The 25,599-nt window shown below is 65.3% G+C and carries 30 protein-coding genes; 6 read left to right on the forward strand and 24 right to left on the reverse strand.

The genetic code is table 11. The annotated features are described in order from the left end of the window. Nucleotides 1–9: 9 nt before the first annotated feature. On the forward strand, nt 10–1,026 hold the full coding sequence (locus tag ACE3SL_RS07120; RefSeq protein ID WP_374525051.1) for an aldo/keto reductase: 1,017 nt from the start codon (nt 10–12) through the stop codon (nt 1,024–1,026). Between the two features lie 3 nt (nt 1,027–1,029). Here the strand turns inward: ACE3SL_RS07120 and ACE3SL_RS07125 are convergent, their stop codons facing one another. The 10 genes from ACE3SL_RS07125 to glmU all read right to left on the reverse strand — a co-directional run bounded on the left by ACE3SL_RS07125 (nt 1,030) and on the right by glmU (nt 8,397). Then, complete coding sequence (locus tag ACE3SL_RS07125; protein WP_374525052.1) at nt 1,030–1,899, reverse strand: dienelactone hydrolase family protein; 870 nt, start codon at nt 1,897–1,899, stop codon at nt 1,030–1,032. A 238-nt stretch (nt 1,900–2,137) separates the two neighbouring features. After that, nucleotides 2,138–2,839, reverse strand: a complete 702-nt coding sequence (locus ACE3SL_RS07130) for an HAD family hydrolase (RefSeq protein ID WP_374525053.1) — start codon at nt 2,837–2,839, stop codon at nt 2,138–2,140. Beyond that, nucleotides 2,839–3,075, reverse strand: coding sequence for a hypothetical protein (locus tag ACE3SL_RS07135; protein ID WP_374525054.1), 237 nt, complete (start codon nt 3,073–3,075; stop codon nt 2,839–2,841). Before ACE3SL_RS07135 ends, ACE3SL_RS07130 begins: the two co-directional genes overlap by 1 nt. A 122-nt stretch (nt 3,076–3,197) precedes the next feature. Beyond that, nucleotides 3,198–5,021 carry a glutamine--fructose-6-phosphate transaminase (isomerizing) gene (glmS, locus tag ACE3SL_RS07140; protein ID WP_374525055.1) on the reverse strand — a complete coding sequence of 608 codons (1,824 nt, stop codon included), beginning with the start codon at nt 5,019–5,021 and terminating at the stop codon, nt 3,198–3,200. A gap of 15 nt (nt 5,022–5,036) precedes the next feature. Further along, nucleotides 5,037–5,402 carry a type II toxin-antitoxin system VapC family toxin gene (locus ACE3SL_RS07145; RefSeq protein ID WP_374525056.1) on the reverse strand — a complete coding sequence of 122 codons (366 nt, stop codon included), beginning with the start codon at nt 5,400–5,402 and terminating at the stop codon, nt 5,037–5,039. A gap of 3 nt (nt 5,403–5,405) precedes the next feature. Further along, complete coding sequence (locus tag ACE3SL_RS07150) at nt 5,406–5,651, reverse strand: ribbon-helix-helix domain-containing protein (RefSeq protein ID WP_374525057.1); 246 nt, start codon at nt 5,649–5,651, stop codon at nt 5,406–5,408. 32 nt (nt 5,652–5,683) lie between these two features. Next, complete coding sequence (locus ACE3SL_RS07155) at nt 5,684–6,145, reverse strand: N-acetyltransferase family protein (protein ID WP_374525058.1); 462 nt, start codon at nt 6,143–6,145, stop codon at nt 5,684–5,686. A 1-nt stretch (nt 6,146) separates the two neighbouring features. After that, nucleotides 6,147–6,461, reverse strand: a complete 315-nt coding sequence (locus ACE3SL_RS07160; protein WP_374525059.1) for a hypothetical protein — start codon at nt 6,459–6,461, stop codon at nt 6,147–6,149. After that, on the reverse strand, nt 6,458–7,033 hold the full coding sequence (locus ACE3SL_RS07165; RefSeq protein ID WP_374525060.1) for a GNAT family N-acetyltransferase: 576 nt from the start codon (nt 7,031–7,033) through the stop codon (nt 6,458–6,460). Before ACE3SL_RS07165 ends, ACE3SL_RS07160 begins: the two co-directional genes overlap by 4 nt. Further along, nucleotides 7,030–8,397 (reverse strand): bifunctional UDP-N-acetylglucosamine diphosphorylase/glucosamine-1-phosphate N-acetyltransferase GlmU, encoded by a 1,368-nt coding sequence (glmU, locus tag ACE3SL_RS07170; RefSeq protein WP_374525061.1) that lies wholly within the window; start codon nt 8,395–8,397, stop codon nt 7,030–7,032. Before glmU ends, ACE3SL_RS07165 begins: the two co-directional genes overlap by 4 nt. A 60-nt stretch (nt 8,398–8,457) precedes the next feature. On the opposite strand from glmU, the gene gph reads away from it, so the two are divergent. Then, complete coding sequence (gene gph / locus ACE3SL_RS07175; protein WP_374525062.1) at nt 8,458–9,120, forward strand: phosphoglycolate phosphatase; 663 nt, start codon at nt 8,458–8,460, stop codon at nt 9,118–9,120. Here the strand turns inward: gph and ACE3SL_RS07180 are convergent. From ACE3SL_RS07180 to ACE3SL_RS07215, 8 genes are all read right to left on the reverse strand, one after another. Further along, on the reverse strand, nt 9,117–10,148 hold the full coding sequence (locus tag ACE3SL_RS07180) for a nucleotidyltransferase family protein (protein WP_374525063.1): 1,032 nt from the start codon (nt 10,146–10,148) through the stop codon (nt 9,117–9,119). The two genes, gph and ACE3SL_RS07180, sit on opposite strands and share 4 nt — an antisense overlap. Beyond that, nucleotides 10,145–11,011: an HprK-related kinase A gene (locus tag ACE3SL_RS07185; RefSeq protein WP_374525064.1), complete on the reverse strand. Its 867-nt coding sequence runs from the start codon at nt 11,009–11,011 to the stop codon at nt 10,145–10,147. Before ACE3SL_RS07185 ends, ACE3SL_RS07180 begins: the two co-directional genes overlap by 4 nt. After that, the gene (locus ACE3SL_RS07190) at nt 11,008–11,289 is read right to left on the reverse strand and encodes an HPr-rel-A system PqqD family peptide chaperone (RefSeq protein WP_374525065.1); all 282 of its coding nucleotides are present in this window, start codon (nt 11,287–11,289) and stop codon (nt 11,008–11,010) included. Before ACE3SL_RS07190 ends, ACE3SL_RS07185 begins: the two co-directional genes overlap by 4 nt. Continuing rightward, the gene (locus ACE3SL_RS07195; protein WP_374525066.1) at nt 11,282–11,728 is read right to left on the reverse strand and encodes a MarR family winged helix-turn-helix transcriptional regulator; all 447 of its coding nucleotides are present in this window, start codon (nt 11,726–11,728) and stop codon (nt 11,282–11,284) included. The genes ACE3SL_RS07190 and ACE3SL_RS07195 overlap by 8 nt, the downstream gene beginning before the upstream one ends. Nucleotides 11,729–11,884: 156 nt before the next feature. Further along, nucleotides 11,885–13,939 carry a TonB-dependent receptor gene (locus ACE3SL_RS07200; RefSeq protein ID WP_374525067.1) on the reverse strand — a complete coding sequence of 685 codons (2,055 nt, stop codon included), beginning with the start codon at nt 13,937–13,939 and terminating at the stop codon, nt 11,885–11,887. Then, nucleotides 13,936–14,580, reverse strand: coding sequence for a maleylacetoacetate isomerase (gene maiA, locus ACE3SL_RS07205; protein WP_374525068.1), 645 nt, complete (start codon nt 14,578–14,580; stop codon nt 13,936–13,938). Before maiA ends, ACE3SL_RS07200 begins: the two co-directional genes overlap by 4 nt. 187 nt (nt 14,581–14,767) lie before the next feature. Beyond that, on the reverse strand, nt 14,768–15,790 hold the full coding sequence (locus ACE3SL_RS07210) for an SO2930 family diheme c-type cytochrome (RefSeq protein ID WP_374525069.1): 1,023 nt from the start codon (nt 15,788–15,790) through the stop codon (nt 14,768–14,770). Next, a complete protein-coding gene (locus ACE3SL_RS07215; protein WP_374525070.1) occupies nt 15,787–17,004 on the reverse strand; it encodes a parallel beta-helix domain-containing protein in 1,218 nt (405 codons plus the stop codon). Before ACE3SL_RS07215 ends, ACE3SL_RS07210 begins: the two co-directional genes overlap by 4 nt. Before the next feature lie 100 nt (nt 17,005–17,104). Here ACE3SL_RS07215 and ACE3SL_RS07220 point away from each other — a divergent pair, with 100 nt between their 5' ends. Beyond that, complete coding sequence (locus tag ACE3SL_RS07220) at nt 17,105–17,518, forward strand: DUF2147 domain-containing protein (protein ID WP_374525071.1); 414 nt, start codon at nt 17,105–17,107, stop codon at nt 17,516–17,518. A 37-nt stretch (nt 17,519–17,555) separates the two neighbouring features. Here ACE3SL_RS07220 and ACE3SL_RS07225 read toward each other — a convergent pair whose 3' ends face one another. Further along, nucleotides 17,556–18,254 (reverse strand): aspartate/glutamate racemase family protein, encoded by a 699-nt coding sequence (locus ACE3SL_RS07225; RefSeq protein ID WP_374525072.1) that lies wholly within the window; start codon nt 18,252–18,254, stop codon nt 17,556–17,558. A gap of 144 nt (nt 18,255–18,398) precedes the next feature. On the opposite strand from ACE3SL_RS07225, the gene ACE3SL_RS07230 reads away from it, so the two are divergent. From ACE3SL_RS07230 to ACE3SL_RS07240, 3 genes are read left to right on the forward strand one after another with little or no spacing between them, the layout of a single operon-like run. Beyond that, nucleotides 18,399–18,806 carry a DUF4383 domain-containing protein gene (locus ACE3SL_RS07230; RefSeq protein ID WP_374525073.1) on the forward strand — a complete coding sequence of 136 codons (408 nt, stop codon included), beginning with the start codon at nt 18,399–18,401 and terminating at the stop codon, nt 18,804–18,806. Further along, nucleotides 18,803–19,864 (forward strand): hypothetical protein, encoded by a 1,062-nt coding sequence (locus tag ACE3SL_RS07235; protein ID WP_374525074.1) that lies wholly within the window; start codon nt 18,803–18,805, stop codon nt 19,862–19,864. Before ACE3SL_RS07230 ends, ACE3SL_RS07235 begins: the two co-directional genes overlap by 4 nt. Further along, nucleotides 19,864–20,157, forward strand: a complete 294-nt coding sequence (locus ACE3SL_RS07240) for a hypothetical protein (protein ID WP_374525075.1) — start codon at nt 19,864–19,866, stop codon at nt 20,155–20,157. The genes ACE3SL_RS07235 and ACE3SL_RS07240 overlap by 1 nt, the downstream gene beginning before the upstream one ends. A 40-nt stretch (nt 20,158–20,197) precedes the next feature. On the opposite strand, the gene ACE3SL_RS07245 is transcribed toward ACE3SL_RS07240, so the two are convergent. From ACE3SL_RS07245 to ACE3SL_RS07265, 5 genes are all read right to left on the reverse strand, one after another. Continuing rightward, complete coding sequence (locus ACE3SL_RS07245) at nt 20,198–21,766, reverse strand: FAD-binding oxidoreductase (RefSeq protein WP_374525076.1); 1,569 nt, start codon at nt 21,764–21,766, stop codon at nt 20,198–20,200. Between the two features lie 13 nt (nt 21,767–21,779). Next, complete coding sequence (locus tag ACE3SL_RS07250) at nt 21,780–23,249, reverse strand: NAD(P)(+) transhydrogenase (Re/Si-specific) subunit beta (RefSeq protein WP_374525077.1); 1,470 nt, start codon at nt 23,247–23,249, stop codon at nt 21,780–21,782. A 59-nt stretch (nt 23,250–23,308) separates the two neighbouring features. Further along, nucleotides 23,309–23,590 (reverse strand): proton-translocating transhydrogenase family protein, encoded by a 282-nt coding sequence (locus ACE3SL_RS07255; RefSeq protein ID WP_257550601.1) that lies wholly within the window; start codon nt 23,588–23,590, stop codon nt 23,309–23,311. 145 nt (nt 23,591–23,735) lie between these two features. After that, nucleotides 23,736–24,350: a fasciclin domain-containing protein gene (locus ACE3SL_RS07260; protein WP_374525078.1), complete on the reverse strand. Its 615-nt coding sequence runs from the start codon at nt 24,348–24,350 to the stop codon at nt 23,736–23,738. Between the two features lie 118 nt (nt 24,351–24,468). Further along, nucleotides 24,469–25,590 (reverse strand): NAD(P) transhydrogenase subunit alpha, encoded by a 1,122-nt coding sequence (locus tag ACE3SL_RS07265; protein WP_374525079.1) that lies wholly within the window; start codon nt 25,588–25,590, stop codon nt 24,469–24,471. Between the last annotated feature and the right edge of the window lie 9 nt (nt 25,591–25,599).

The following is a 25,599-nucleotide window of genomic DNA, read 5'->3' on the forward strand; positions in this document are numbered from 1 at the left end:
AACAGAGCCATGCAAAGCCGCCGCCTCGGAAAAAGCGCCATCCACGTCTCGGACATCTGCATGGGGACGATGACCTTCGGCAGTCAGACCGACGAAGCCGAGGCGCTGCGCATCCTCGACCGCTGTTTCGACGAGGGGATCAATTTCTACGACACCGCCGAAGGCTATCCGGTGCCACCCGACACCAAATGGGTCGGCCGCACCGAGGAGATCGTCGGGCGCTGGCTGAAGACCAAGAACCGCGACGCGATCATCCTCGCGACCAAAGTGTCGGGGCCGAGCCATATCTGGTTCCAGTCGCCGTGCCGCGGCGGGATGACCGCGCTCGACCGCCACAACATCCGCAGCGCGATCGAGGGCAGCCTGACCCGGCTGCAGACCGACTATGTCGATCTCTACCAGACGCACTGGCCCGACCCGGATGCGCCCTATGACGAGATGATGGATGCGCTCGACGAGCTGATCCGCGAGGGCAAGGTGCGCATTCTCGGCTGCTCGAACGAGACGAGTTGGGGGCTGATGAAATCGCTCGCCGCGTCGGAAAGGCTGGGCGCTGCCCGCCACCATACGATCCAGAATAATTTCAGCCTCAACAACCGCCGCTTCGAAGACGAACTGGCGCAGGTGTGCCGGCAGGAGGGCGTCAGCCTGATCCCCTATTCGCCGCTCGCCGGCGGGGTCTTGTCGGGCAAGTATCAGGACGGCGCCCGGCCCGAAGGCGCACGCTTCTCGCGCTACCTTGCGATGGAAGGCCGGCAGGCGGCAATGGGGCAGCGTTTCGTCAACGAACGCAGCCTCGCCGCGACCGCGCGCTATCTGAGAATCGCTGAGGAGCATGGCCTGCATCCGGTGACGATGGCGACCGCCTGGTCGAAGCAGCATGATTTCGTCGCCTCGACGATCGTCGGGGTCAGCGCTTACGATCAGCTCGAACCGATCCTCGCGGCGAAGGAGCTGGCGCTGGATAATGATCTGATGAAGGCGCTGCACAAGGTCGGCAGAGACATCCTCTACCCGATGGGATGAACTCTACAGTGCGGCCTTGAACAGTTCGAGCATCCGCCCCCACGCCTTTTCCGCCGCCGCCTCGTCATAGGCGCGGCCGTCGGGCGGGCACCAGCCGTGCATCGCGCCCTTATAGACCTCGACCTCGTGCCACTCGGAGCGCGGGTCGAGCACGGCCCTCAGCCGGTTTTTCTCTTCGGGGTCCTTCTGGTCGTCGTTGTCGGCGATGGCGAACAGATAGCCAGCCTGCGTCTCGGGAATCAGCAGATGCGGGCTGTCGGGCTTGTCGGTGCCGACCGACGCGCCGTGAAAGCTCGCCGCCGCCTTGACCCGTGCGGGGCTTAGCGCGGCGGTATAGATGACCATCGGCCCGCCCATGCAATAGCCCGCAGTGCCGAGCCCCTTCGCCGTATCGACCTCGGCCTGCGCGTCGAGAAAGGCGAGATGCGCCCTGGCGTCAGTCTGCACCAGCGTACGGTTCAATTGCTTGAGATAACCGAACAGGGTTTCGCGCACCCCCGGATCGTCGAAATCATGCCCGGCGTGGACGACCGGCGACTTGGCCCAGCGGTAAAAGGGGTTCACGCACAGAACCGCATAACCGTCGCCCGCCAGCCGCTCGGCCATCTGGCGGAAGGCGGGACGCAGGCCGCGAATATCGGGCCAGATCAGCACACCGGGATGCTTGCCCTCGGCCGGTGCGACGAACCAGGCGTCGGCAATGCCGTCCGCGGTCTTGATCTCGACGTCGCGCCCCTTGACCGGGCCAGCCGCACAAGCCGTGGCCGGCAGCATCGAGGCGATGGCGCCCGCACCCACGAGGGCGCCGAAATCGCGGCGCCGGACGGGGATGCCAGCACGGTCCAGATCGGCTTCGGTGATGTCGTCGCACATAGCTCTCTCCTCTTCCCGGCATCGATACGCGCCGCGATGCCAAAGGCTGCGGCTGCAAAAGGCGATTCTTGGAAAGCCGCAGGAAACTGCGCAACTTCACTCGCAAATAGCCTGAACAGCGTCGATGGATATGAAAGCAGCTAAGCACGGCTGGATATAATAGGAAAGGCCCAGCAAATGCCCTGCCCTCTCCACCTCGTCATTCCCGCGAAAGCGGGAACCCAGCGAGCCAGCAGCGCTACTGGGCTCCCGCTTTCGCGGGAATGACGAAAGAATGGACATCAGCGAGGAGCAGAACCTCGTCGTAGCTGTGCGCGACATGATGGACGCCCACCTCGCGGAGCGTCAAGCCATGCGCCGCCCGGTCGAGAATATGCCCCGCACCGCAGAAACCGACGACCGTCATCCCCGCCGCCAGCGCCGCGCGCGCGCCAATCGGCGAATCCTCGATCGCGAGGCAAGCGGCGGGATCGCCCCCCAGCCCCCTTGCCGCCGCGAGATAGATGTCGGGATACGGCTTGCCGCGCTCCCAGCCATCGGCGCTGTAGACGTGCCGCCCGAAATGATGCGCGAGCCCGAAGCGGTCGAGCGACGCCGCGATATAGGCGGGGCTGCTCGACGAAGCGATCGCCCGCGGCCGGTCGCCGAGCGTGTCGAGAAACTCCGGCGCGCCGGGGACGGGCGTGAAGCCCTCCGCGAAACGGCGCTGCGCCCGCGCGCGATGCTGTTCGCGGAAATCGGCGGGTAGCGGGCGCCCGAAGCGCGCGACGATCCGCCGTTCGGTCTCCTGCCAATTATGCCCGCAATAGTCGCGCAGACACTCCTCATAGGTCGTGGGCAGTCCGATAGCGCCCAGGCTTTCCGCGAGCGTCTTGTTCGCGCGCACCTCGCTGTCGGCGATGACCCCGTCGAAGTCGAAGATGATGGCGGCGGGTTTCATCACAGGCCGTACTGGAAGGCGGAGCTTATCCGACCATTGTTTTCGACGACAAACGCAGTCCGTGCATCAGACACGCCCTCCTGCTCATACGACAGGATGAATTTGTCCGTCCCATATCCCCTTGCCTCTTCCTTGATCAGCGGGCGCGCGCCATCTGAATAGTCGGTCTTGGGATAGCAGATTTCGATGAGCCGCTTTGCAACCGCCGGCACGATTTCCGGCTTCGCTTTGGACAAGCCCCATATCCTGACGGGTTGTTCGCTCAGTTCCTGCGGGAAACCCGCGCAGCGGCCGGGACGGCTGCACCCTGTCAGGGCCATTACCCCGACGCCAAACCAGATAGCTGGGGTCCTGACACTCACTCCACCGTCACCGATTTCGCAAGGTTTCTTGGCTGATCGACGTCGGTCCCCTTCGCGACCGCTACATGGTATGCCAGCAACTGCACCGGCACCGCATAGACGAGCGGGGCTATCAGCGGGTGGACCTTCGGCATCTCGATCGTCGCCATGCAGCCCTCGCCGGCTTCGGCGAGGCCTTCGGCGTCGCTGATCAGCACGACCTTGCCGCCGCGCGCCATGACTTCCTGCATGTTGCTGACCGTTTTCTCGAACAGCGGACCACTCGGCGCGAGGACGATCACCGGCACCGCTTCGTCGATCAGCGCGATGGGCCCGTGCTTCATTTCGCCCGAGGCATAGCCTTCGGCATGGATGTAGCTGATTTCCTTGAGCTTCAGCGCGCCTTCGAGCGCGAGCGGATAGTCGGGGCCGCGGCCGAGGTAGAGCACGTCGCGCGCCGGGGCGACGAGATGCGCCATCTTCGCGATCTCCTCGTCGTGCGCCAGCGCGGCGTTGAGCGCGGCGGGCGCCTCGATCAGGTGGCGGACGATCTCGCGTTCCTCCGCCCCGGTCAGCTTGCCTTTCCTGAGTGCGAGATGCGCGGCGAGCGCCGCGAGCACCGCGAGTTGGCAGGTGAAGGCCTTGGTCGAGGCAACGCCGATCTCCGGCCCCGCGTGGGTCGGGAGCAGCAGGTCGGCCTCGCGTGCCATGCTGCTCGTCGGCACGTTGACGACGACGGCGATCGTCTGGCCGTTCGCCTTGCAATGGCGGAGCGCCGCGAGCGTGTCGGCGGTTTCGCCCGACTGCGAGATGAAGAGCGCGAGCCCGCCCGGCTGAAGCACCGGGTCGCGATAGCGGAATTCCGAGGCGACATCGATATCGACGGGAACGCGCGCGAAGGTCTCGAACCAATATTTGGCGACCATGCCGGCGTAGAAACTGGTGCCGCACGCAACGATCGTGATGCGCTCGACCTTCGACAGGTCGAAATCCATCTGCGGCAGCGCGACCGTCTGTTCGAGCGGGCGGATGTAGGAGGAGAGCGTCTGCGCGACGACGGTCGGCTGCTCGAAAATCTCCTTCTGCATGAAGTGGCGGTAATTGCCCTTCTCGACCGCCGCGGCGGTGACACCGCTGGTGGTAATCTCGCGCGTCACCGGGTTGTTTTCGGCGTCGTAGATCTGCGCGCCCTCGCGGGTGATGACCACCCAGTCGCCCTCCTCGAGATAGGCGATCTTCTGCGTCAGCGGCGCGAGCGCGAGCGCGTCGGAGCCGAGATAGGTCTCGCCTTCGCCGTAGCCGACGACCAGCGGCGAGCCGAGGCGGGCACCGATCAGCAGGTCGGGGTGCTGGCGGAACGCGATGGCGAGCGCGAAGGCGCCGCGAAGCTCGGGCAGGACCGCCTTGACCGCCTCCTCGGGCGACTTGCCCGCTTCCACCTGTTCGGAGACGAGATGCGCGACGACCTCGGTATCGGTCTCGCTCTCGAACGTGCGGCCGCGCGCCTGCAACGCCTCGCGCAGCGGCTTGAAATTCTCGATGATCCCGTTGTGGACGAGCGCGACCTCGCCGGTCGCGTGCGGGTGCGCGTTGCTCGTCGTCGGCGCGCCGTGAGTTGCCCAGCGCGTGTGCGCGATGCCGACGGTGCCGGGCGCGGGATTGCCGGCGAGTTCCTTGACGAGGTTCCCCAGCTTGCCCTCGGCGCGGCGGCGGATCAGCTGGCCGCCCTCGACCGTGCAGACACCAGCCGAGTCATAGCCGCGATATTCCATGCGCCGAAGCCCATCGACGAGGCGATCCGCCACTTGAGTCTTACCGATGATTCCGATGATTCCGCACATGGGGTTCGTGGCTTTCTAAAGGATATAAGGAACGCGGATGCCCGGCATATTGGCCGGAAAATCCCTGACATTTCGGGTAATGAGGATCGCGCCGTTCACTTGCGCAGTGGCGAGGATATAAGCATCCATCAGCTTCATTCGAGATCGGAAGCGGATATCCGCAGCCGCCGTGGCGATCCGCGCATCCAGTTCGACCACGTCGAAATTGGCCAGCGCCTGCCGGGCATCGTCGCGCGCATCGAGCGCTTCACTCGCCAGAACTTCGGTCCAGACGATGCGGCTGATGCGATGACCATTATATCGAGCCAGTTCCGCGGCCGCCTGAGGACGGCGCTTCAGCCAGTCGATCACGATATTCGTGTCGAAGAAGGGAGCGGACACCGATCAGATATCTTCGTAAGGTCTGCGATCTTCGCGTATCGCGCGTTGATATTCGACACCGTCCGGAATGTCGTCCCGATCGGCCCACAATCCGGCCCAGCGCTCGATCCAGTCCTTGCTGTTGTCGTTCTGCGCCAGATACAGCTTCACCGCATCGCGGATCGCCGCCGCGCGCGAACGCTTGGACTTCGCCGCCAGCGCGTCGAGCTTTTCGATGTCCTCGTCAGGAATATCGGTCAGGATTCGCATTTGATATATTGATATCATATCATGATATCATGTCAATCGATCATCTTGCGATAGACGAGGAAACCCGACTTCTCGGCGATCCGGTCGTAGAGTTGCATCGCGGTCGCGTTCGTCTCGTGCGTCTGCCAATAGACGCGCGGAAGGCCCTGCGCGCGCGCCGCGTCATAGACCGCCTCGATCAGCGCCCGCCCGACACCAGTGCCGCGCGCGCCCGCGGACGTGAACAGGTCCTGCAGATAGAGCGACGGCAGCAGCGAGGTCGTACTGCGATGCAGCAGATAATGGGTCAGGCCAAGGAGCGCATCGTCCTGCTCGGCAACCAGCGCGAACATCGGCTCATAAGGATCGAAGAAGCGCTCCCATGTCGCCGCGGTGATATCGGGCGCGAGCGCCGTGCCGCCGCTGCGTCCGTAAAAGGCATTGTATCCGTCCCAGAGCGGGAGCCAGCGATCATGGTCCGCGCGCGCGACGGGCCGGACGACGAGCTTGCCCATGTCAGCTCCGCCCGAAATTGCGGTCGACGAAGGTCATCGCGAATTGCACGGGATCGGCGGGACGGCCGTTGCCGGCCTCGAACCGCACCTTGCCGTCCTCCCAGATTTGGCGAATCTGCGCCGGCAGTTCGGGGGCGAATTTCATCTGCTTCGCGACGATCTCGGTCCAGCTTCCGGTCAGGCCCAGACTCTGGCGAAGCGTCGGCTCCATCGCGACGCAATAGGCACGCGTCGGCTCGTCGAGGTGGCCGATCGCGGCCAGCACCCAGGCATCGACATAGCGCAGAAAGGGCTTGTCGTCGTACCGATCGCTCAACTCTTCTCTCCCGTCCGCGGGGCCCATTCGTCATGCAGCAAGCCGTAGATCAGCGAATCGCGCACCCCGATATGGGTCTTCCATTCGCCGCGAAGCCGGCCCTCATACTGGAAACCCAGTCGATCGAGCAGCGCGACCGAGCCCCGGTTCTCCGGATCGGAATCGGCGAAGATCCGGCGTAGCCGCAGTTCGCCGAATCCGTGATCGATCACCCGCGCTACGGCCTCAGCCGCCATCCCGCGCCCCCAATAATCGCGGTGCAGGATATAGCCGATCTCCTTCACGCCGGGCTTGCCGTCAATCAGCATCACCCAGCCGAGTGCCACATCATCTCCGGCGGTGATCGCCCAGCACGAATAGCCCTGTCCTTCAGCAGCATTGATTTTCACATAGTCCGCGGTTTCGGCAAGCGACGCATGCGGCCCGCTCGACCACCAGATCATTACCTCGGGGTCGGACAGCACGGGATACAGCGCAGCGCCATCCTCGCCGCGAAGCTGGCGCAGCACCAGACGGTCCGTCCTCAGGGTCGGCGCCGCGCAGTTCCGATCACTGCCCAGATCCTGCGTCACTTCTTCTCCGCCGCCTTCTTCTTGCGCATCGCGTCGTGGAAGCGGTCGGCCCAGCCGGGCTTCACCGACTGTTCGGCGCGGACGAGGCGAAGTTCGCCGTCCATCACGTCGGCGGTCACCGTGCTGCCTGCGCCGACGATCGCATCGCGGCCGATCTTCACCGGCGCGACGAGCGCGCTGTTCGACCCGATGAAGGCATGGTCGCCGATTTCGGTCCTGTATTTGAAATAGCCGTCATAATTACAGGTGATCGTCCCCGCGCCGATGTTGGCGCCCGCACCGACGCTGACGTCGCCCAGATAGGTCAGATGGTTCGCCTTGGCGCCCTTGCCGAGCACCGCCTTCTTGGTTTCGACGAAATTGCCGATCTTCGCCTTTTCGCCGAGGATCGTGCCGGGGCGGAGGCGCGCGAAGGGGCCGACTTCGCAGCCCTCGCCGATCGTCGCCCCTTCGATGTGGCAATTGGCGCGGATCGTCACCCTGTCGGCGACCTTCGCGCCGGGGCCGAAGAAGACATTCGGCTCGATCGTCACATCACGCCCGAGTTCGGTGTCCCACGAGAACCAGACCGTGTCGGGCGCGCGCAGCGAGGCGCCGCCTGTCATCGCCTCCTCACGCCGGAACGCCTGCCACTGCGCCTCGGCCTGCGCAAGCTCGGCGCGGCTGTTGATCCCCGCGACATCGCCGGGATCGGTCTTGACGACCGCGCAGGAGCGACCGTCGGCATTGGCGATATTGACGATATCGACGAGATAATATTCTTTCGCCGCATTGTCGTCGGTGACGCGCGCGAGCAGCGCGAACAGATCGCGCGCCTTCGCGGCCATCAGCCCCGAATTGCAGAGCCGCACCGCGCGCTCGGCCTCGGTCGCATCCTTGTGCTCGACCATCTTCACGACGCGGTCGCCGCCTTCGGAATCTTTGGCGGTAATGACGCGGCCATATTGCAGCGGATCGGCTGGCTCGAACGCCAGCACGACGACCGCGGGGGAGTCGGCCGCGCCGAGGCGGTCGATCATCGCCTGCATCGTCGCGGCGGGCACGAACGGCACGTCGCCATAGAGGATCAGCACGTCGCCATCGAAACCCGCAAGCGCGCCCTCGGCCTGCTGCACGGCATGGCCGGTGCCGAGCTGCGGCTCCTGCACCGCCAGTTCAGCGGTGCCGGCAAGCGCCGCCTCGATCTGGTCGGCCTTGTCCCCAACGACGACGACCTTCTTCGCAGGGTTCAGCGCATCGACGCTCGCCATCAGATGCAGCAGCATCGGCCGCCCGGCGATCGGGTGCAGCACCTTGTGGAGGTCGGATTTCATGCGGGTGCCCTTGCCCGCGGCGAGGATGATGGCGGCGATGTTATTGTTCATGGGCCAAGCCATGCCAGCAAATCATTGCGGTTTCCAGAGCATCGCGCCATGCGGTGCGGCATGAGCGATTTCCCCTTCCGCATCGTCGGCTTCGATCTCGACGGCACCCTCGTCGATACCGCCGCCGATCTCGCCGCCGCGGTCAACCATGCGCTGGCGCTGATCGACCGCGCGCCGCTGACCGAGGCGGAGGTTCGGCCGATGATCGGGCTCGGCGCCAAGCATATGCTCGAGCAGGGACTTCTCGCGACGGGCGGCGCGGAGGACAGCCTTGTCGAGCAGCTCTATCCCGAACTGCTGCATTATTACGAGGCGCATATTGCCATACACAGCCGCCCCTTCCCCGGCTTGATCGCCGCGCTCGACCGCCTCGATGCGCTCGGCGTCCGGACGGCGGTCGTGACGAACAAGGCCGAGCGCATGGCGCGCCGATTGCTCAGGGAACTGGGGCTTGCCGAACGCATGGCGGCGATCGTCGGCGGCGACACGCTCGCGGTGCGCAAGCCTGCGCCCGAACCGATCCTCGCGATGATCGCGCAGTGCGGCGGCGGCCGCACCGCCTTCGTCGGCGACAGCATCTATGACATGATGGCCGCGAAAGCCGCCGGCACCCCCAGCCTGATCGTCCGCTTCGGCTTCCTCGACCGGCCCGCCGAAGACTTCGGCGCCGACCGCATCGTCGACCATTATGACGAACTGGTGCCGCTGCTCGCCGGGCTTTAACGCTTTCGCCACTTGGTCCACAGGTGGCGCGACAGCATCAGCGGCGGCATCCGCAGCCAGTGCGAGCGGATGTAGAAGGCCTGATGGAGCGTGAAGTTCGTCGCATGTCCCCAGTCGTCACGCGCGAGCAGACGGCGGATGAAGAAATCATCGGACGGTTTCCGGCGATAATCGAGCGTCAGCGGCCAAGTATAGGACTTGAGCGGCGTGCCATAAAGCCGGTGCGACAGGCGAAGCGCCCGCTTCACCACATCTGCAAGACCGTGGGTTGACGCCTCTTCGATCAGGCTCAGATAAAAATCGGGATCATCCTTCAGAAAATCTTTCACCAGTTGGTGAAAGTCCCAGAGATTGCGCAGCCCTCCCTGCAAGTCGCCGTCAGCCAGAAGGTGCGCGGCACAGTGGCACGCCATTGCCGGCGGGCTGAGGATACGGAAGCCCGTCGGCGTTTCGACGGCCTCCGCCATCAGGACCAGCGGATCGGGCGTAACCCGGTGCGTGCGGGGCAGGATCGTGTGATGCACATCGATCATCCGGTCGCGCGCCTTGTGGATCAGCGGCGGCAGTTCGTGCATATGCTCGCGATAATAGGCGTCATCATAAGGGTCCGACTTGACCCACTCCCATCCCGCCTCGAGCAGTTCGTTCTCGGCGCGGCCAATGTCGCTGCCGAGGACGAGGATGTCGAGGTCACCGATCTGCCGCCCCGCAGCGCAGGACAGGCCCGCCGCGGCATAGGCGGTGCCCTTGAGCAGCACGAACTCGATCTTCTCGCTTGCGAGCGCGCGGCGCGCCATTTCGGCTTCCCATAGCGACTGCGCCTGCGCGACCGCCGCAGCGGCGCGCTGGTCGGCGAACAGCGCGGCGACGGACGGCGGCAGGTCCGCGCCATCCAGCCGGTGCGCGAGCGTCGCGAGCATCGCCTCGGCGCGCGCGACCGAGATCACGCCGTCCCACTCGCGCGGCGCCAGCGCCCTCGCCTCGCGCCGCCCGGCGAGCAGATCGACGAGGGTGCGGATCGCGCTCACCGGACCGCCTCGGCGAACAGCTGCTCGACGAGCGCCATGCCGGTCGCGCTGTCAGGGTAGGAAATTCCGAAGGCGGGGGTTTGGCGCACCAGCCGGGCCAGCGCCGCGAAGCCTGCCTCACCGAGCGCGACATAGTTGGTCGAGGCTTCGGTCAGGCGGACGAACGCCTCGCCCTCGCCCATCGGTTCGATCCCGGCCTCGCCGCCGAAGCGCGGGAAGAGCAACAGCGCGGGGCGTACCGGCTCGTGCATGGCGGCGATGGCATCGGCGCGCGGGATCAGGTGGCGGATGTCGCCCTTGGGCGTTCCGGCGAGCAAGGGACCGAGGCGCGCCGGATCGACCCGCGCCGCGACCTCGGCAATCGCCGCATTCTTGAGGCTGACCGCGCGCGGGAACGCCAGCGCGTCGCCCGAGGCAGGATCGATCAGCGTGAACTCGTCGCCCATCAGCCGCCAGTCGCTTTCGCCCAGCAGCGCCGCCAGCGTCGACTTTCCCGACCCCGATTCGCCCGACATGACGACCGCGCTCCCTTGGCGCGCGACCGCGCTTGCATGGAGGAGCATGTGCCGCCGCCAGCCGAGCGCAACCTGCAAATTCATTCCCATCTCGGCAGCGAGCAATCCCATCGCGAGCGGCAGCGGCAGCGCGTCGGGGACGGTGAAATCGCCGCCGATATGCACCGACGGCCGCAACCATCGCCGCCAGGGACGCGCCGCGAACAGCCGGACGGTCGCATCGGCCGGACGCGCGTCGTCGCGCGGGTAATCGGCATAGAGCCGGTCGAGCGCGGCAATCGGCGCGCGCCAGTCGCTGCCGATGCGGAACTGGACCGGGCCGACTGCAATGCGCGTGCTGTATCTCACGCTTCCGCCACCAGCCCCATCGCGGCAAGTTCGGCGAGCCGTTCAGCAACGAGCGCGCGCGCATCGACCATCTCGCCCAGATCGAAGCTTGCCGCCAGCCGTTCGGCGACCATCGCGGCGCTGCACGCGTCGGCACCCATGGCGGCCAATATCTCCGGCATCGGCTGGATCACCAGATGCGTCTGCATCGAGCGGTCGTCGAAGATCGCGGTCAGCTCGCCAAGCGCCTCGATGCGCAGAGCCTCGGGCGGCGGTGCCCGATAGACGCGATCAGCCATAATTTTCGGCGGCGGCGGTCAGCTTCGCAAGGATGGCGAGCAGGGTCGCGCGTTCGCCGGCGGTAATGTTCGATTCGAGTTGCGCTTCGCTGGCGAGCGCCGCGGGAACGATCGCATCGTACAGCGAACGCCCGGTCTCGGTGAGTTCGAGGTGATGCGACCGTCCGTCGGCCTCATGCGCCTGCCGCGCGATGAGATGGCGGTCGGCGAGCGCCTTCGCGGCGCGGTTCACCGTCACCTTGTCCATGCGCGTCGCGGCGACCAACTCGCGCTGCGTCTTGGGCTTTCCCTCGCCCAGTACTGCCATCAGCCGCCACTCGGGAATCTTCAGCCCGAAGCGATTCTGATATTCGTCGGCGATCCGGCTCGACAGGATGTTGGAGGCGATCGACAGCCGATAGGGCAGAAAATTGTCGAGATTCAGCTTCTTCGCGGCCATATTAACTTGCACCCCACATCTCGTCGCTGACACGCCTTTCTTCTTATCTAGAACATGATCACATCCATTGGAATCGTCATTGCGAGCGAAGCGAAGCAATCCAGAGTTGGCAAGAACCGCTCTGGATTGCTTCGCTTCGCTCGCAATGACGAAAGATCAAAATTGAGCCCGCGCGCCGACCCACAGCGTGCGCGGCGTCGCGCGCTCGACGATTCCCGCCGAGGAGATCGCCGCGGGCACCAGTTCGTTGGTCAGATTTTCGCCGCGCGCCTCGAGGCTGATCGCTTCCGTGACGCGCCACGACAGCCCGGCATCGAGCGTCAGCGCGTCGTCCAGCACCTGCAGGCCGAGGTCGTCCTCATTCTGCTTGCCGATATAGCGCAGGGTCGCAAAACCGCCGAACGGGCCATTCGCGTTCGATCGCAGCGAGAGGCTGCCGCTGTTCTTCGCGATCTGCGCCGGGCGGCGGCCGTCGAGGCTCGCGGCGAGCCCCGTGGCATCGACCTTCGCGTCGGTGAACGCCCAGGTCGCGCGCAGCGTCGCGGGGCCGAGCTGCTGATCGGCGGCGAATTCGATCCCCTTGCTGTCGATCGCATCGAGATTTTGCCGCTGGCTGAGATTCGGCGCGAGCGTCACATTGGCGATCGCGTTCGACAGATGGTTCGCGAACAAAGTGACCGAAAGCTTCGTGCCGCCGCGAGTCCAGTCGGCGCCGACCTCGCCGCCCCACAGCCGCTCGGGGTTCAGCAATTCGTTCGCGGTCGTGGTGTCGGCGCCCACGCGAAAGGGACGGTAAAGCTCGTTGAGTGTCGGCAGCCGCCAGCCGCGATAGGCGGCGGCGCGCAGCGCGACGGCGCCCGACGTCCAGCGCGCCCCGGCGCGGCCGCTTCCCTCCCAGCCCTGCCGCGAGGGGAAGCGCAGATCGGTGATGACCGACCCGCCGATATTGCGCTCGCGCCGATAGCCGGTGCCAAGCCACCAGCGGTCGACCCGGCCGCTCAGTGTCCACAAAAAGCCATCGTTCGCATCGCCCGAACTCCATTCGGCGAACGCGCCGACGGTATCGCTGTCGCCGCCCGCGATGCGGTGCCGGTTGGGGGTGGTGCCGGAGAAGAAATAATCCTCCTCCGTCCGGCCGGTGGTGCGCCGCCAGTCGGCGCCGACGCGGAGTGGATTGGCATCGCCGATCGCGGGCCGCACCTCGACCCGCGCGCCGATCCCGGTCGCGGGGACGCGCTGGAACAGCGCGGGTGCGACGCTGTTCCGCCCCGCCGCGACGCTCGCGAAGCCGCTGTCGAAATCGCGGAGCTGGAGATAAGCAAGCGCGAGCCACTGGGTATCACCCACCGGGTCGTGGACGAAGCGCAGGCTCGCATCGACGCCGTCGAACTTGCTCGTCGTATAGTCGGTGCCGCGATCGCGACGGTCCGAAAAGCCGCGCAGGCTCGCCTCGATGCGGCTGTCGTCGCCGGCATCGAAGCGCAGGCGGAGGCCGAGCCCGCCCTGCTCATAGGGCGCGGCACGATCGACCGTACCGCGCTGACTTTTCACGACCGGAATGAAGCCATCCCCGCGGCTGTAGCGGCCGTCGATCGCAACTTGCCCGTTGCCGAGCCGCGTCCCGGCGCTGGCCGAAAAATCGAGGCTGTCGCGGCTGCCATAAGCGGCGCTTGCCTCGGCACCGTCGGTCATCGTCGAATAGAGGCCGATCGTCCCGGCGAGCGCGCTCGGTCCATCGCCCCCGCTGCCGCCGCCGCGCGTGACGATGATGCCGCCGAGGTTGATCGCGTCATAGGCCGACCAGGCGACCCAGCCGCCGAAAGGGTCGGCCTGCGGCACGCCATCGAGCATCACCAGCGCGCGGCTCGACGCATTGCCGCCGAGCCCGCGCAACGTCACGCCCTGACTTGTCGGATGCGCGGTGCGCCCGTCGGAACGGCGGAACTGGACGATGCCCGCTTCGTCGCGCAGGCGGTTTTCGATGCGAGCGCCGAGGCCCGACTGAATGTCTGACAGAAACGCTGTGGCCTCTATGCTGTCTTGAACCCCCAGCAATCCGGCACCCGTAACGATGATCGGCCGACGGTCGGGGCCATCTTGCGGCGGATGAGCCAAGTCCCAACTGGTCAATGGGTCATCATCGAGGGCACCCTGCGCCATTGCCGCCGCCGGTAGCGCCAGCAGCGCAACTCCCGTCAGTAGGCGGATCACGCCGCCTTCACCGCATCGGGATGCGCGCGCTGAAACGCCTCCAGTTCCATACACGCCGCGTCGATCTCGATCAGGCGCGGATAATGGTCGATCGGCGCCTCGAAGCGCCGCGCGTTGTACATCTGCGGTACGAGGCAGCAATCGGCGATCCCCGGCGCGTCGCCGCCGAGATAACGCCCCTCGCCCGCCCCCGAAATCGCCATCGCTTCGAGCGCGTCGAAACCCTGCAAGATCCACTCGTGAATCCAGCGGTCCTTGGTCTGCTCGTTGAGCCCCAGATCGCGGGTCAGATATTTCAGGACGCGGAGGTTGTTGAGCGGATGGATGTCGCACGCGACGACATAGGCCTGCGCGAGCGCAACCGCGCGCGGCATCGCTTCGTCGGGGATCAGCCGCGGCTCGGGAAAGGCGCGGTCGAGCCAGTCGATGATCGCCAGGCTCTGGATGATCGCCTCGCCGTCGGCGACGAGCATCGGCACGAAGCCCTGCGCATTCTGCGCCAGATATTCGTCGCTCTTCTGCTCGCCCGCGATCAGGCTGACCTCGACGCGCTCATAAGCAAGCCCTTTCAGGTTGAGCGCGATGCGGACGCGGTAGCTGGCCGAGGAGCGGAAATAATCGTGGAGGACGAGAGAGGTCATGCGCGGACCTAGGATCAGTTCGGCCCTTTTGGCAAGCGCCCTACAAAAAGCCGAATCCTCCAACATTCGTCATTGCGAGGAACCGAAGGCGACGCGGCAATCTCCAGCTATCGTCATGACAGAATGCTGGCTGGAGATTGCTTCGCTGCGCTCGCAATGACGACGCGGGGAGTTAAACGTCCCGCTATCACTCGCCCTTCGGCATCTCCGATATCCATCGCCGGAGCAAAGCCGCGCCCTCCTTGTGCACCGTCGAGCGCCCCAGTTCGGGCATCGCGATTCCGGGGTCGAGGCTTTCGAGGCGATAGATGAGGAAGCTATGGTCGGGATCGCCCGGGGCAATCGCGAAATCCATATTTCCGCTGCCGCGCCCCGCGGCGGTCGGGCGCTTGCCGATGCCGTAGTTGACGCTCACCGGATCGGTCCAGCGCAGGAACAGCCCGCTGTTCGACGCGCTCCCCTCGGGATTGTGGCAGTGCGAACAATTGACGGCGAGATAAGCACGGGCGCGGTCCTGCAACGAGCCGCTCTTCGGATCGTCCCACCTGGGCATCGGCGCGATCCGCATCGCGGGCCAGGAGAAGAAACGCGCGAAGTCCGGGCGCTGCCGCGCGGCACCGAATTCCAGATTGTTCGCCTTCGGGCCGATCGGCACGATCTCGCCCTTCAGGCTGTGGCATTCCTTGCACTGGTTCTTGTTCGGCACCGCATAGGCGATGGTATGCGACATGCCATCGGGGCTTTTGAACGTCACCGGAACGCGCCGACCCGCAATCGCGAGCGTCGCATCCTTGCCGTCCGCATCCCAGATATAGGGCAGCGCGACCCAGCCGCTCGCTCGCTGGATCAGGAGCCGCGTCTCGACCGGCCGGCCGCCGTTCCAGTCGGGCCAGCCGAAGCTTTTGACGATCACCGTCCCGACCGGAAAGTCGGGCACGCCGTCGGGCCCGATCGGCGCATTCTTGCCCTCGGGCATCCAGATCGCCCGATGCTTTTCGGCATAGTCGCTGAACAGCGGCGTATGGAGGCTGTAAGGAAGCAGCGCGGGAAGCGGCTCGCTCGTACCGGCACGAAACAGCCCGAAGGCCGAGAGCTTCGCCGGCATCGCGGTGCCGTCGATCACTGCTTGATCGGGGCGCGGGTCGGACACCGCCGACGCGCCGCTCGTGCCAAGTAGCACCGCGGCCAAGGCGACGGCGAAGCGCTTCACCGAACCTTCGCCTCCATCGCGGCGGGCAGCGTGATCCCCGGCAACGGCGCGGGCGGCGTGCCTTTCGACAGGTCGGCGGGCGACGGCTTGGCTTCGCTCTGCGGCGTCTTCACGTCGGGCAGCCCCAGCGACAGCACTCCGACCGTATCGAGCACCACCGCATCGCCGGCACCGTCCCACAGCACCGGCGGGATCGATCCGCCCATCGCTGCCGCGATCTGCTCGCCGCCCGCGAAGGCCGGTGCATAACCCGCCTTGCCATGCTGATTGCCCTTGACCACGATCGCCTTGGGCAGCGGCTGATATTTGGGATCTTTCTGGTCATAGCGATAGCCGACGATCATCACGTTCGCGGTGCCATTCTGGTCGAAGACATTGCCGAACACCTCGACATGGTTGTTCGCCATCACGAGCACTCCCGTGCCGGTCGGCACGCTCGCGACGATATTGCCCTTCGGCGCAAAATTGGGCGTGCTGTTGTCGCTCACCACATTTTCGAACACCCGGACATTATGCCCGCCCTGCTGCGGCAGGTTCGGCAGGTCGAACACCAATATGCCGCCGGTGTTCTTCGTCGCGATATTGTCATGGACGTCGGCGTCGAAGCTGTTCTCGATCTCGATCCCCGCGACATTCTCGCTCGCGATCGAATCGCGGACGACGATATTCTTCGACTGGCCGACATAGATGCCCGCGTCCGACGCGCCACGGACATAGACGCTGTCGATCAGCACGTCGCTGCTCTCAACCGGATAGACGCCATAGGCGCCGTTGGTCGCCTTCGGCCCCGCGGTCCATTCGACGCGCAGCTGGTGATAGACGATGCGGTCGGCGCCCTTCGACTTGATCCCGTCGCCGCGCGTGTTGAGCACCGCAAAATTGGTCAGGAAAACGTCGTCCGAGGTGACGAGCAGCCCCTCGCCCGCCCCCTGCTGGCCCGAGAAGTCGAGGATCGACCCATGCTCGTCGTCGGTCCCCGCACCGCGCACCGTGACCCCGTTCACGTCGAGCGACAGGCCGTCGGTGAGCTTCCAGATCCCCGCACCGAGTTCGACCGTATCACCCGGTTCGGCGAGGATCAGCGCCTCCTGCAGCTTTTCATTGGCGTCGGGCGTTCCGGCAGTGACGCTGATCGTCTTTGCCGCGGCCGGGTTAGCCGCGAAAGCCGCGGCGAGGGCAAGCGTCGCCGCGTGGCGAAAGCCGTGGAATCGCATAGATCTCTCCCTTGTTTGGGCGGATCATGCGGCAAGACTTGACGGATGCCAAGCGGGTTGCTGACATGGCTGTAGCTAATGAAATCGGGGAGAGGTCGCAGTGTTCCACAGATTCGCTTTGGCGCTTGGCGCCTTGATCGCCGTCCCGTCCGTCGCCGCCGCGCCCGCGTCGGTCGGCGGACGCTGGAAGACCGACGACGGAAAAGCTATCGTCGCCATGGCCCCCTGTGGCGCGAAGATGTGCGGGCGCGTCGAACGGCTGCTGATCCGCCAGCCCGCCGGCGGCCAGCTCGACGAGCGCAATCCCGACAAGGCAAAGCGCGGCCGCGCGGTGACCGGCCTGCAAATCTATTGGGACCTCGTGCCCACCGACGACGGCTGGCGCGGTCAGGGCTACAGCCCCGAGGACGGCCGCTATTACAAGGCGCATCTGCGCGTCGCGGGCAACAAGCTGACGATGAAGGGCTGCGTCGCGGTCTTCTGCAAGACGGTGACGTGGACGCGGATCACATAAAATCCTCCCTGTCGCGCAGCGATGGGGAGGATTTCCGTCAGGGCGTATCCCCCAAAATCCAGTCGACACCCGCCGCGACATGGATGCGCGTCGTGTCATAGATCGGCAGCACGTTCGCGTCGGGATCGACGATCATCACCAGTTCGGTGCAGGCGAGCACCAGCGCCTGAACGTCCTGCTTCGCGATGTCGGTGATAAAGGTGCGCATCTGGCGGCGCGCATCCTCGGTCACCTTGCCCTGCATGAGTTGGTCATAGATGATATTGTCGATCACCTCGGCCCGCGCGGCGTCGTAGGGCGCGAGCGTCAACCCGTGGCGGACGAGGCGCTGGCGGAACCAGGGCTCGGTCATCACGTTGCGGGTGCCGATGACCGCCGCGGCCTTGATGCCGTCGGCCTTCATCTTCTCGCCAGTCTCGTCGACGATATGGAGCAGCGGGATCGAGATCGCCGCGGCGACCTCATCGGCGACCTTGTGCATCGAATTGGCGGCGATCATCAGCGCGGTCGCGCCGGCATCTTCCAGCCGCTTCGCCGAGGCGATCAGCACCGCCTTCGCATGCGCCCATTGCTCGGGCGTCGAAAGACGCGACAGCTCGCAATAGTTGAGGCTTTCGAGCAGGATCGGCGCCGAACAGGACGTCCCGCTCCGTTTCTGCACGCCCTTGTTGAGATGCCGGTAGTAAAGCTCGGTCGAGGCCCAGCTCATGCCCCCGATCAGGCCGATCTTTCGCATAATGTCACTTCCCTGGTTCCGGTTTTTGCCCGCCTTACCGGCAAGTTGCCGTCCGGTCGAGGCGCTGCTTGACCCGCCGCGCCGAATATCGTTCATCTGTGGCGGAGAGCGGATGGTGCGCCGCGCGGAAGGAGGAAGCAGGCGATGGACCCGATACGCAGGTGGGGCTGGATCTATTTCGGCGCGCTCGTGCTGGTCGTGATCGTCGGCTATATCCCGGCGTTCGAGGATGCCGACGGCAATCTTTTCGGCCTGTTCAAGCTCGACCTCTATGACGACGCGCTCCATCTCGCCTCGGGGCTGTGGGGCGGGATCGCGGCCTGGCATTCGCGCCGCGCCGCCGAGCAATATTTCAGGATATTCGGTCCGCTCTATTTCCTCGACGGGGTGCTCGGGCTGATCACCGGCATGGGCTATCTTGACGGCGGCATCTTTCTGTACGGCCCGATCGACCTGCCGCTGATCACGCGCTTCTTCGCCAATCTGCCGCACCTGATCCTCGGCGGCTGGGCAGCCTATGTGGGCTACGTGATGGCGCGGAAGACCGCGTGAACGAAAAGAAGAAACGCCGGTTCAAAAAGCGCTATGCGCTGGGACTGATCCTTTTCGCGCTAATCCTGTGGCCGATCCTCTTTATCGAACTCGGCTGCGGACCGACGGTTCAGGCGAGCGCCGCATACAGGCCGATCCTAGCGAACAACGCCGACCGTCGGCCAGAGGTCAACAGCCTGCTCACCTATCCCGAATGGCACATCGTCTATTCGGCAGAGAGTCTTGGGCGTCACCTGCGCGACAAGCCGCCCAGCGGTTATCGGTATTTCCGGGATATCGGCAGTTTCTGGTCGAGCTATTGCGCGCTCAATCGGGTGGCGGACCCCGCCGAGGCGGGCGGTTACAAGGTCATGCTCTATACCATCGGGATCAGCTTCAGCGCCGAAATGGCGGTGAAGGCCGCATGGGAGAATACGGTCGGCCGGGTCTTCGAATGGATTGGCGGCTATAAAAGCCCCGAAGATCGTTACGCGGCGGGCGTGCAGCAACGCTATGGAGCTTTCATGCACGAAACGCCCTGGTATCGCTTCCCCTTCGGGCAAGCCTTTACCGGCCTCTGGCACACCGATTTCGGCGGCGTCCGCGGCATCGAACGGCGCGTTGCACTCAGCCTCGAATATGGCGTGAAGACTGTCTATGCGAAGCTGATCGGCTGGGCGAGCGGCACCGCGCTCGGCGCCGACGAGGTGCGGATGCGGCTGGTGCTCGATGCGCCCCCCGAACAGGTCGCGGCGATCGACCCGCGGCTGAAGGTGATTTCGACCGGCGCGCAAGGCACTGTCGTCGATGCGCCGCGCTACGCGCAATTCACCGACATCGCGCAGAAGGTCGCCAACGCGGGCGTTTCGTTCCGCGAGATAGCGGGCAATGACGACATCTTTCTCACCGTCCTCGCGCCCGCGTCGAAACCGGCAGGTAAGCCGCTGCTGAGCATGGCACTCGGCGACCGGCCCGGCTGGGAGCGGCGCGGCTATCGGGTGAAGGTGCCGGCCTTGTCGGCCACCCTCGCCGCGCTGCCGGCCGAGGGCGCGACCCTCGAACATATTTACGACTACTGATGAAGCGGACGCTGATCGGTGCGGTCATTGCTCTGCTGGCATGGGCCGCGATTATGCTCGCAATGCCCTTCGTCGGCCCGTCGGGACGGCAGGTCGCGGTGGTCGGCGACACCGGCAAGGCGCTCCGCACGATCGCCGACGCAGGCGGGCGTGTGGTCGCAGTGCGCAAGAATGCGGTGATCGCGGTCGCGAACGACGACGGGGGTTTCGTGTGGCGACTCTATCGGAACGGCGCACCGCTGGTGATCGAGGGCCGGATCGCGGCGGCCTGTTTTCCGGTCGCCAAACCCTGATCGTCCGTCATTGCGAGCGCAGCGAAGCAATGACGAGGATTCATGTCGCCGGCCCCGCATAGCGATCATACCAGCGGTTGCGAAACAGCCCCTCCGGGTCCCACTTTCGTTTCTCCGCCACGAAGGCATCGAACTCGGGGTAAGACCGCCGCAACTGCTCGCCCGTATAATGGAGCTGGTAGGGCAGGAAAAAACGCCCGCCATGCTTCGCGGTCAGGTCGATCAGCTCGCGCGTCAGCGCCGCCATCTCCGCGCTGCCCGCCGCGTCGGTCGGCTGGTTGATGTAGAGCACGACCGAAAAGGCACGCTCGGGCGCATAACTTAACGCATTCTCTTCCTTCTCGACCACGCGGATCGAGGCGTTGAGGAGGTTGGTCTTGTGGTGTTTGAACACCGCGCGCATGTCGGTGACGAAGGGCAGCAGCGCGGCGCGCGGCACGAAATATTCGTGCAGGATATCGGTCTCGTCGCGGAGATTGTTGTAAAGATAGGGCACCGAATCGTGCATCGGGTCGTTGCGCGACACGAGGCACGCCTCGCCGTCCTGCATCGCCTGCGCGCGCGTGACGGTGCAGCTTTCGATGCGATGCTCGATATTCTTCTCGCTCCACCATTTCAGCGATTTGAGCCAGTTGGCGCGCTTCGACATATTGACCGTCAGCCGGCGCAGCCTGACCGCGCCGACCTCGGACAAGGGCGCACGCTCCAGCCCGGTCTCGTCGGGCACCTTGGTGTAACTGTAGACCAGCGCCTCTTCGAGCAGATTACCCGGCGCGGTCGACAAGTGCGTATAGGTCAGCCCCACATTCGGGTCGGCTTCGAGCGACGCAAAGGTCTTCGGGAAATCCTTCGCCGCGATCACCGCGCGCGCCGAGCGGTAGATATCGTTCGGCACGACGTCGAGCGTCGCCTGGGTGACGATCCCGAACAGGCCGTAGCCGCCGACGACATGCCGGAAGAGTTCGGGATTTTCTTCGCGCGATGCGGTGACGATGCTCCCATCGGCAAGCATCACGCGCAGCGAGCGGATCGAGCCCATCAGCGCGCCGGCGCGATGATCCATGCCATGCGCGTTAACCGCGATCGAGCCGCCGACCGTAAAGACGTCGGTCGATTGCATCGCCTTCACAGCAAACGCGGGGTGAATCCTGTTCTGGATATCATGCCAGCGCGCGCCGGCCCCCACTGTGATCGTTCGCGCTTCGCGATCGAGCCGGACCGCGTTCATCCGCCGCATGTCGACGACCACGCCGCCCTTCGCGAACGCCTGCCCGCCCATGCTGTGCTTCGCGCCCGCCGCCGTCACCGGGAGCTTGTTCGCGCGCGCATAGGCCAGCGCATCGGCAAGCTGCGCTTCGGTCGCGGGCGCAACAATGCCGCGGATCGCTGTCCGATTGAGGCAGCTTTCGTCGTTGATCGTGCCGCCCGCCTGCGTCCAGTCGGGCTCGGCGGCGGCATCGGCCTGTGCCCTGTCGAAAGCGAGCTTCGCGACGTCGGGGCCGCAGTCCTTGACGCCGTCGGGATCGGCGGCCAGCGGCGCGGCCCAGATCGCCGCGCCGGTCGCCGAGGCCGCGGCGACGCCGCCGACGACCCAGCGCTTTTTGACCATCCCGCCGGGGCCCTTAGTGCCCGCCGCCGTTGAGCGCCTTGACGATGTCGTCGGCCATCTTCTTGGCATCGCCGAGCAGCATCATCGTGTTGTCCATGTAGAAGACGTCGTTGTCGACGCCGGCATAGCCGACCCCGCCCATCGAACGCTTCACGAACAACACGGTCTTCGCCTTTTCAACGTCGAGCACCGGCATCCCATAGATGGGCGATGTCTTGTCGGTCTTCGCCGCCGGGTTGGTCACGTCGTTGGCGCCGATGACGAAGGCGACGTCGGCCTGCGCGAACTCGCCGTTGATATCCTCAAGCTCGAACACCTCGTCATAGGGGACGTTCGCCTCGGCGAGCAGCACGTTCATATGGCCGGGCATACGCCCCGCGACCGGGTGGATCGCATATTTGACGTTGACGCCTTCCTTCTTCAGCACGTCGGCCATTTCGCGCAGCGCATGCTGTGCCTGTGCCACCGCCATGCCGTAACCGGGGACGATGATGACATTCTCGGCCTGGCTCATCAGGAAGGCGGCGTCGTCGGCGCTGCCCGGCTTCCACGGGCGCTGTTCCTTCGACCCGCCGCCCGATGCCGCCGCATCGGCGCCAAAGCCGCCCGCGATCACGCTGATGAAGCTGCGGTTCATCGCGCGACACATGATGTAGGAGAGGATCGCACCCGACGAGCCGACGAGCGCGCCGGTGATGATCATTGCGGTGTTGCCGAGCGTGAAGCCCATCGCCGCCGCGGCCCAGCCCGAATAGCTGTTCAGCATCGACACGACGACCGGCATGTCGGCGCCGCCGATCGGGATGATCAAGAGGAAGCCGATCAGGAAGCTGAGCGCGGTGATCGTCCAGAACACAGCAGGCGACTGGTCGGTCAGGAAATAGCCGATCAGGCCGATGATCGCCGCGAGCGTGCCGAGGTTGATGATGTGACGACCGGGCAGCATGATCGGCGCGCCGGACATATTGCCGTTGAGCTTCAGGAAGGCGATCACCGAGCCCGAGAAGGTGATCGCGCCGATTGCGATGCCGAGGCCCATTTCGATCCGACTGACAGTGAAGATCTGTCCCGCAGCATCGGCAATGTGGAAGGCGCCGGGATTGAGATAAGCTGCTGCCGCCACCGCCACCGCGGCAAGGCCGACGAGGCTGTGGAAGGCTGCGACGAGCTGCGGCATTGCGGTCATCGCGATCCGCCGCGCCATGACGATGCCGATGATTGCGCCGATCGCGATCGCGCCCAATATCTCCGCCATCGCAACGGCGTCGATGCCGACATAGCCGTTCGCGGCATCGCCGCTCTTCCACGGCGCATGGGTGATCAGCGTCGTGACGACCGCAATCGTCATGCCGATCATGCCATAGCGGTTGCCGCGCCGCGACGAGGCCGGACTCGAAAGCCCGCGCAGCGCGAGGATGAAGAGGATGCCCGAGGCGAGATACGCCAGCGCCACCCAGGGATTGATCGGTGCTACTTCGTGCATGCTAATTCCCCCGTCGGGCCGTCCGTCCACGGCCCGTCAAATCCATGGATCGCAGCGCCTTAGCGCTCCTTCTTCTTGTACATCGCGAGCATGCGCTCGGTCACCGCAAAGCCGCCGAAGATGTTGATGCTCGCCATCACCACGGCGGCGAGGCCGAGCCATTTCGACGAGGCCGAGCCCGCAGCGGCGCTGGCGATCAGCGCGCCGACGATGATCACCGACGAAATCGCGTTGGTCACGCTCATCAGCGGCGTATGCAGCGCCGGGGTCACCGACCAGACGACGAAATAGCCGACGAAGCACGCCAGAAGGAAAATCGAGAAAATCGAAATAAAGTCCACGGCCGGCTCCCCTGCTGATTCCGCTTGGCGCTCCTATTGCCGCGCACAAGAGGGCGTGTCGACTCCAAAGCTGCCAAAAAGAAGGGCGCACATTTCCCGAAAGCCGGAAATGCGCGCCCTTCGCGACATAAAATGTCGCCGGGACCTACATCTTGGGCAAAAGCACCGCATCGACGACGTGAATGATCCCATTCGACTGGTTGACGTCGCCCTGGGTGACGATCGCCTTGTTGCCGCTAGCGCTGGTGAGCAGGATATGGCCGTCGCTCATGGTCGCGGTCAGGTCCTGCCCGTCGGCGGTCTTGAATGTCGCGGTCCCCTTACCCTCGGCGATCTTCGCTTCGATGTCGGCGGCGGTCAGCTTGCCCGGAACGACATGATATTGAAGGATGCCCGCAAGCACCGTTTTCTGCGCCGGACGCATCCAGCCGTCGCGTTGGACCGCGGGAAGCTGTGCGAAGGCTTCGTCGGTCGGCGCAAAGACCGTGAAGGGGCCGGGGCCGGACAGCGTTTCGGCGAGCCCGGCCTGCTTGATCGCCGCGACAAGCTGCTTGTGGATCGGCGAGGCCGAGGCATTTTCGACGATCGTCTTGGTGGGCAGCATTTCGGCACCGCCGACACTCGGATTGCTGCTCGCGGTGACGACGTCGCCGTTCGCGCCCGATTCGGTTTCGGTCTTCGGCGGTTCGGGGGTCTTGTTGCACCCCGCAAGGGCCATACCGCCGGCCAGCACGGCCGCGAGCAGCATTTGTTTCGTCACCTGCGTTCTCCTCTTCAAACCATAAGGAACGACCGCGGACTCTGGTGAATCCGCGGCGCACCCGCATCGGAACGCGCCCTGCGGCGCGAAGGTTTCAGAAGAAAGACAGTATCGGCCGTTAGCCGAGCAGCCGCTCGTTCACGACCTTGCCGCCCTGCGTCAGACGCACGGCATTGCCGATTTCCTCGTCGAGCACGGGCTTGCCCGCTTCCTTGTCCCAGAAGGCCGAGAGGAAATTGAACAGGTTGCGGCTGAACAATGCGCTCGTGTCGGCGGGCATTAGCGCCGCGATATTCTTCGCGCCGATCACGGTCACACCGTGGATCTTCTTCGCTTCGCCCGACACCGAGCCCTCGACATTGCCGCCGCTCTCGGCCGCCATGTCGACGATCACGCTACCGGCGCGCATCGTCGCAAGCTGCGCGTCCGAAATCAGCCGCGGCGCGGGGCGGCCAGGGATCAGCGCGGTGGTGATGACGATGTCCTGCTTGGCAATGTGCCCCGATACCAGTTCGGCCTGCGCCTTCTGATAGTCTTCGGACATTTCGGTAGCATAGCCGCCCGCACCCTCGCCCTCGATCCCCGCGACGCTTTCGACGAAGATCGGCTTCGCGCCGAGCGAGAGGATCTGCTCCTTGGTCGCCGAGCGCACGTCGGTCGCACTGACCTGCGCGCCGAGACGCCGCGCGGTCGCGATCGCCTGCAAGCCGGCGACGCCGACGCCCATCACGAAGGCCTTGGCAGCGCTCACCGTGCCCGCGGCGGTCATCATCATCGGAAAGGCGCGACCATAGGCGTTCGCGGCCATCAGCACCGCCTTGTAGCCGGCGAGATTCGCCTGGCTGGAGAGGATGTCCATCGATTGCGCACGCGTGATGCGCGGCATGAATTCCATCGCCAGCGCTTCGATGCCGAGCTTCGCGTAGTCATCGACCCGCGCCCGCTCACCAAAGGGGTTGAGCCCCGCCGCGAGCCATGCGCCGTCGGCGAAGCCCTTGAGGTCTTTGGGATCGGGGCCCTGAATGGCGAGGATGATGTTCGCACCCTTCAGCACCTCGGCACGGCTGCCGACCGATGCACCCGCGGCGGCATAGTCGGCGTCGGCGATCGAGGCGGCTTCGCCCGCGCCCGTTTCGACGGCAAGTTCGGCGCCCAGCCCAATGAATTTCTTCACCGTTTCGGGAGTCGCGGCGACACGGGTCTCGCCGGGGGCGAGTTCCTTCAGGACAGCGATGCGCATGCCGAAAGG

This window comes from Sphingopyxis sp. (assembly GCF_041916015.1).
Taxonomy (GTDB): domain Bacteria; phylum Pseudomonadota; class Alphaproteobacteria; order Sphingomonadales; family Sphingomonadaceae; genus Sphingopyxis.

Bases quoted from the DNA above. Each gene is read 5' to 3' on its own strand.
- ACE3SL_RS07125 (WP_374525052.1), bottom strand. From the start codon at position 1,899: ATGTGCGACGACATCACCGAAGCCGATCTGGACCGTGCTGGCATCCCC.
- ACE3SL_RS07155 (WP_374525058.1), bottom strand. From the start codon at position 6,145: ATGGGCAAGCTCGTCGTCCGGCCCGTCGCGCGCGCGGACCATGATCGC.
- ACE3SL_RS07130 (WP_374525053.1), bottom strand. From the start codon at position 2,839: ATGAAACCCGCCGCCATCATCTTCGACTTCGACGGGGTCATCGCCGAC.
- ACE3SL_RS07225 (WP_374525072.1), bottom strand. From the start codon at position 18,254: ATGCGAAAGATCGGCCTGATCGGGGGCATGAGCTGGGCCTCGACCGAG.
- gph (WP_374525062.1), top strand. From the start codon at position 8,458: ATGAGCGATTTCCCCTTCCGCATCGTCGGCTTCGATCTCGACGGCACC.
- maiA (WP_374525068.1), bottom strand. From the start codon at position 14,580: ATGACCTCTCTCGTCCTCCACGATTATTTCCGCTCCTCGGCCAGCTAC.
- ACE3SL_RS07120 (WP_374525051.1), top strand. From the start codon at position 10: ATGCAAAGCCGCCGCCTCGGAAAAAGCGCCATCCACGTCTCGGACATC.
- glmU (WP_374525061.1), bottom strand. From the start codon at position 8,397: ATGAACAATAACATCGCCGCCATCATCCTCGCCGCGGGCAAGGGCACC.
- ACE3SL_RS07150 (WP_374525057.1), bottom strand. From the start codon at position 5,651: ATGCGAATCCTGACCGATATTCCTGACGAGGACATCGAAAAGCTCGAC.
- ACE3SL_RS07190 (WP_374525065.1), bottom strand. From the start codon at position 11,289: ATGGCTGATCGCGTCTATCGGGCACCGCCGCCCGAGGCTCTGCGCATC.
- ACE3SL_RS07265 (WP_374525079.1), bottom strand. From the start codon at position 25,590: ATGCGCATCGCTGTCCTGAAGGAACTCGCCCCCGGCGAGACCCGTGTC.
- glmS (WP_374525055.1), bottom strand. From the start codon at position 5,021: ATGTGCGGAATCATCGGAATCATCGGTAAGACTCAAGTGGCGGATCGC.
- ACE3SL_RS07230 (WP_374525073.1), top strand. From the start codon at position 18,399: ATGGACCCGATACGCAGGTGGGGCTGGATCTATTTCGGCGCGCTCGTG.
- ACE3SL_RS07215 (WP_374525070.1), bottom strand. From the start codon at position 17,004: ATGCGATTCCACGGCTTTCGCCACGCGGCGACGCTTGCCCTCGCCGCG.
- ACE3SL_RS07240 (WP_374525075.1), top strand. From the start codon at position 19,864: ATGAAGCGGACGCTGATCGGTGCGGTCATTGCTCTGCTGGCATGGGCC.
- ACE3SL_RS07250 (WP_374525077.1), bottom strand. From the start codon at position 23,249: ATGCACGAAGTAGCACCGATCAATCCCTGGGTGGCGCTGGCGTATCTC.
- ACE3SL_RS07245 (WP_374525076.1), bottom strand. From the start codon at position 21,766: ATGGTCAAAAAGCGCTGGGTCGTCGGCGGCGTCGCCGCGGCCTCGGCG.
- ACE3SL_RS07195 (WP_374525066.1), bottom strand. From the start codon at position 11,728: ATGGCCGCGAAGAAGCTGAATCTCGACAATTTTCTGCCCTATCGGCTG.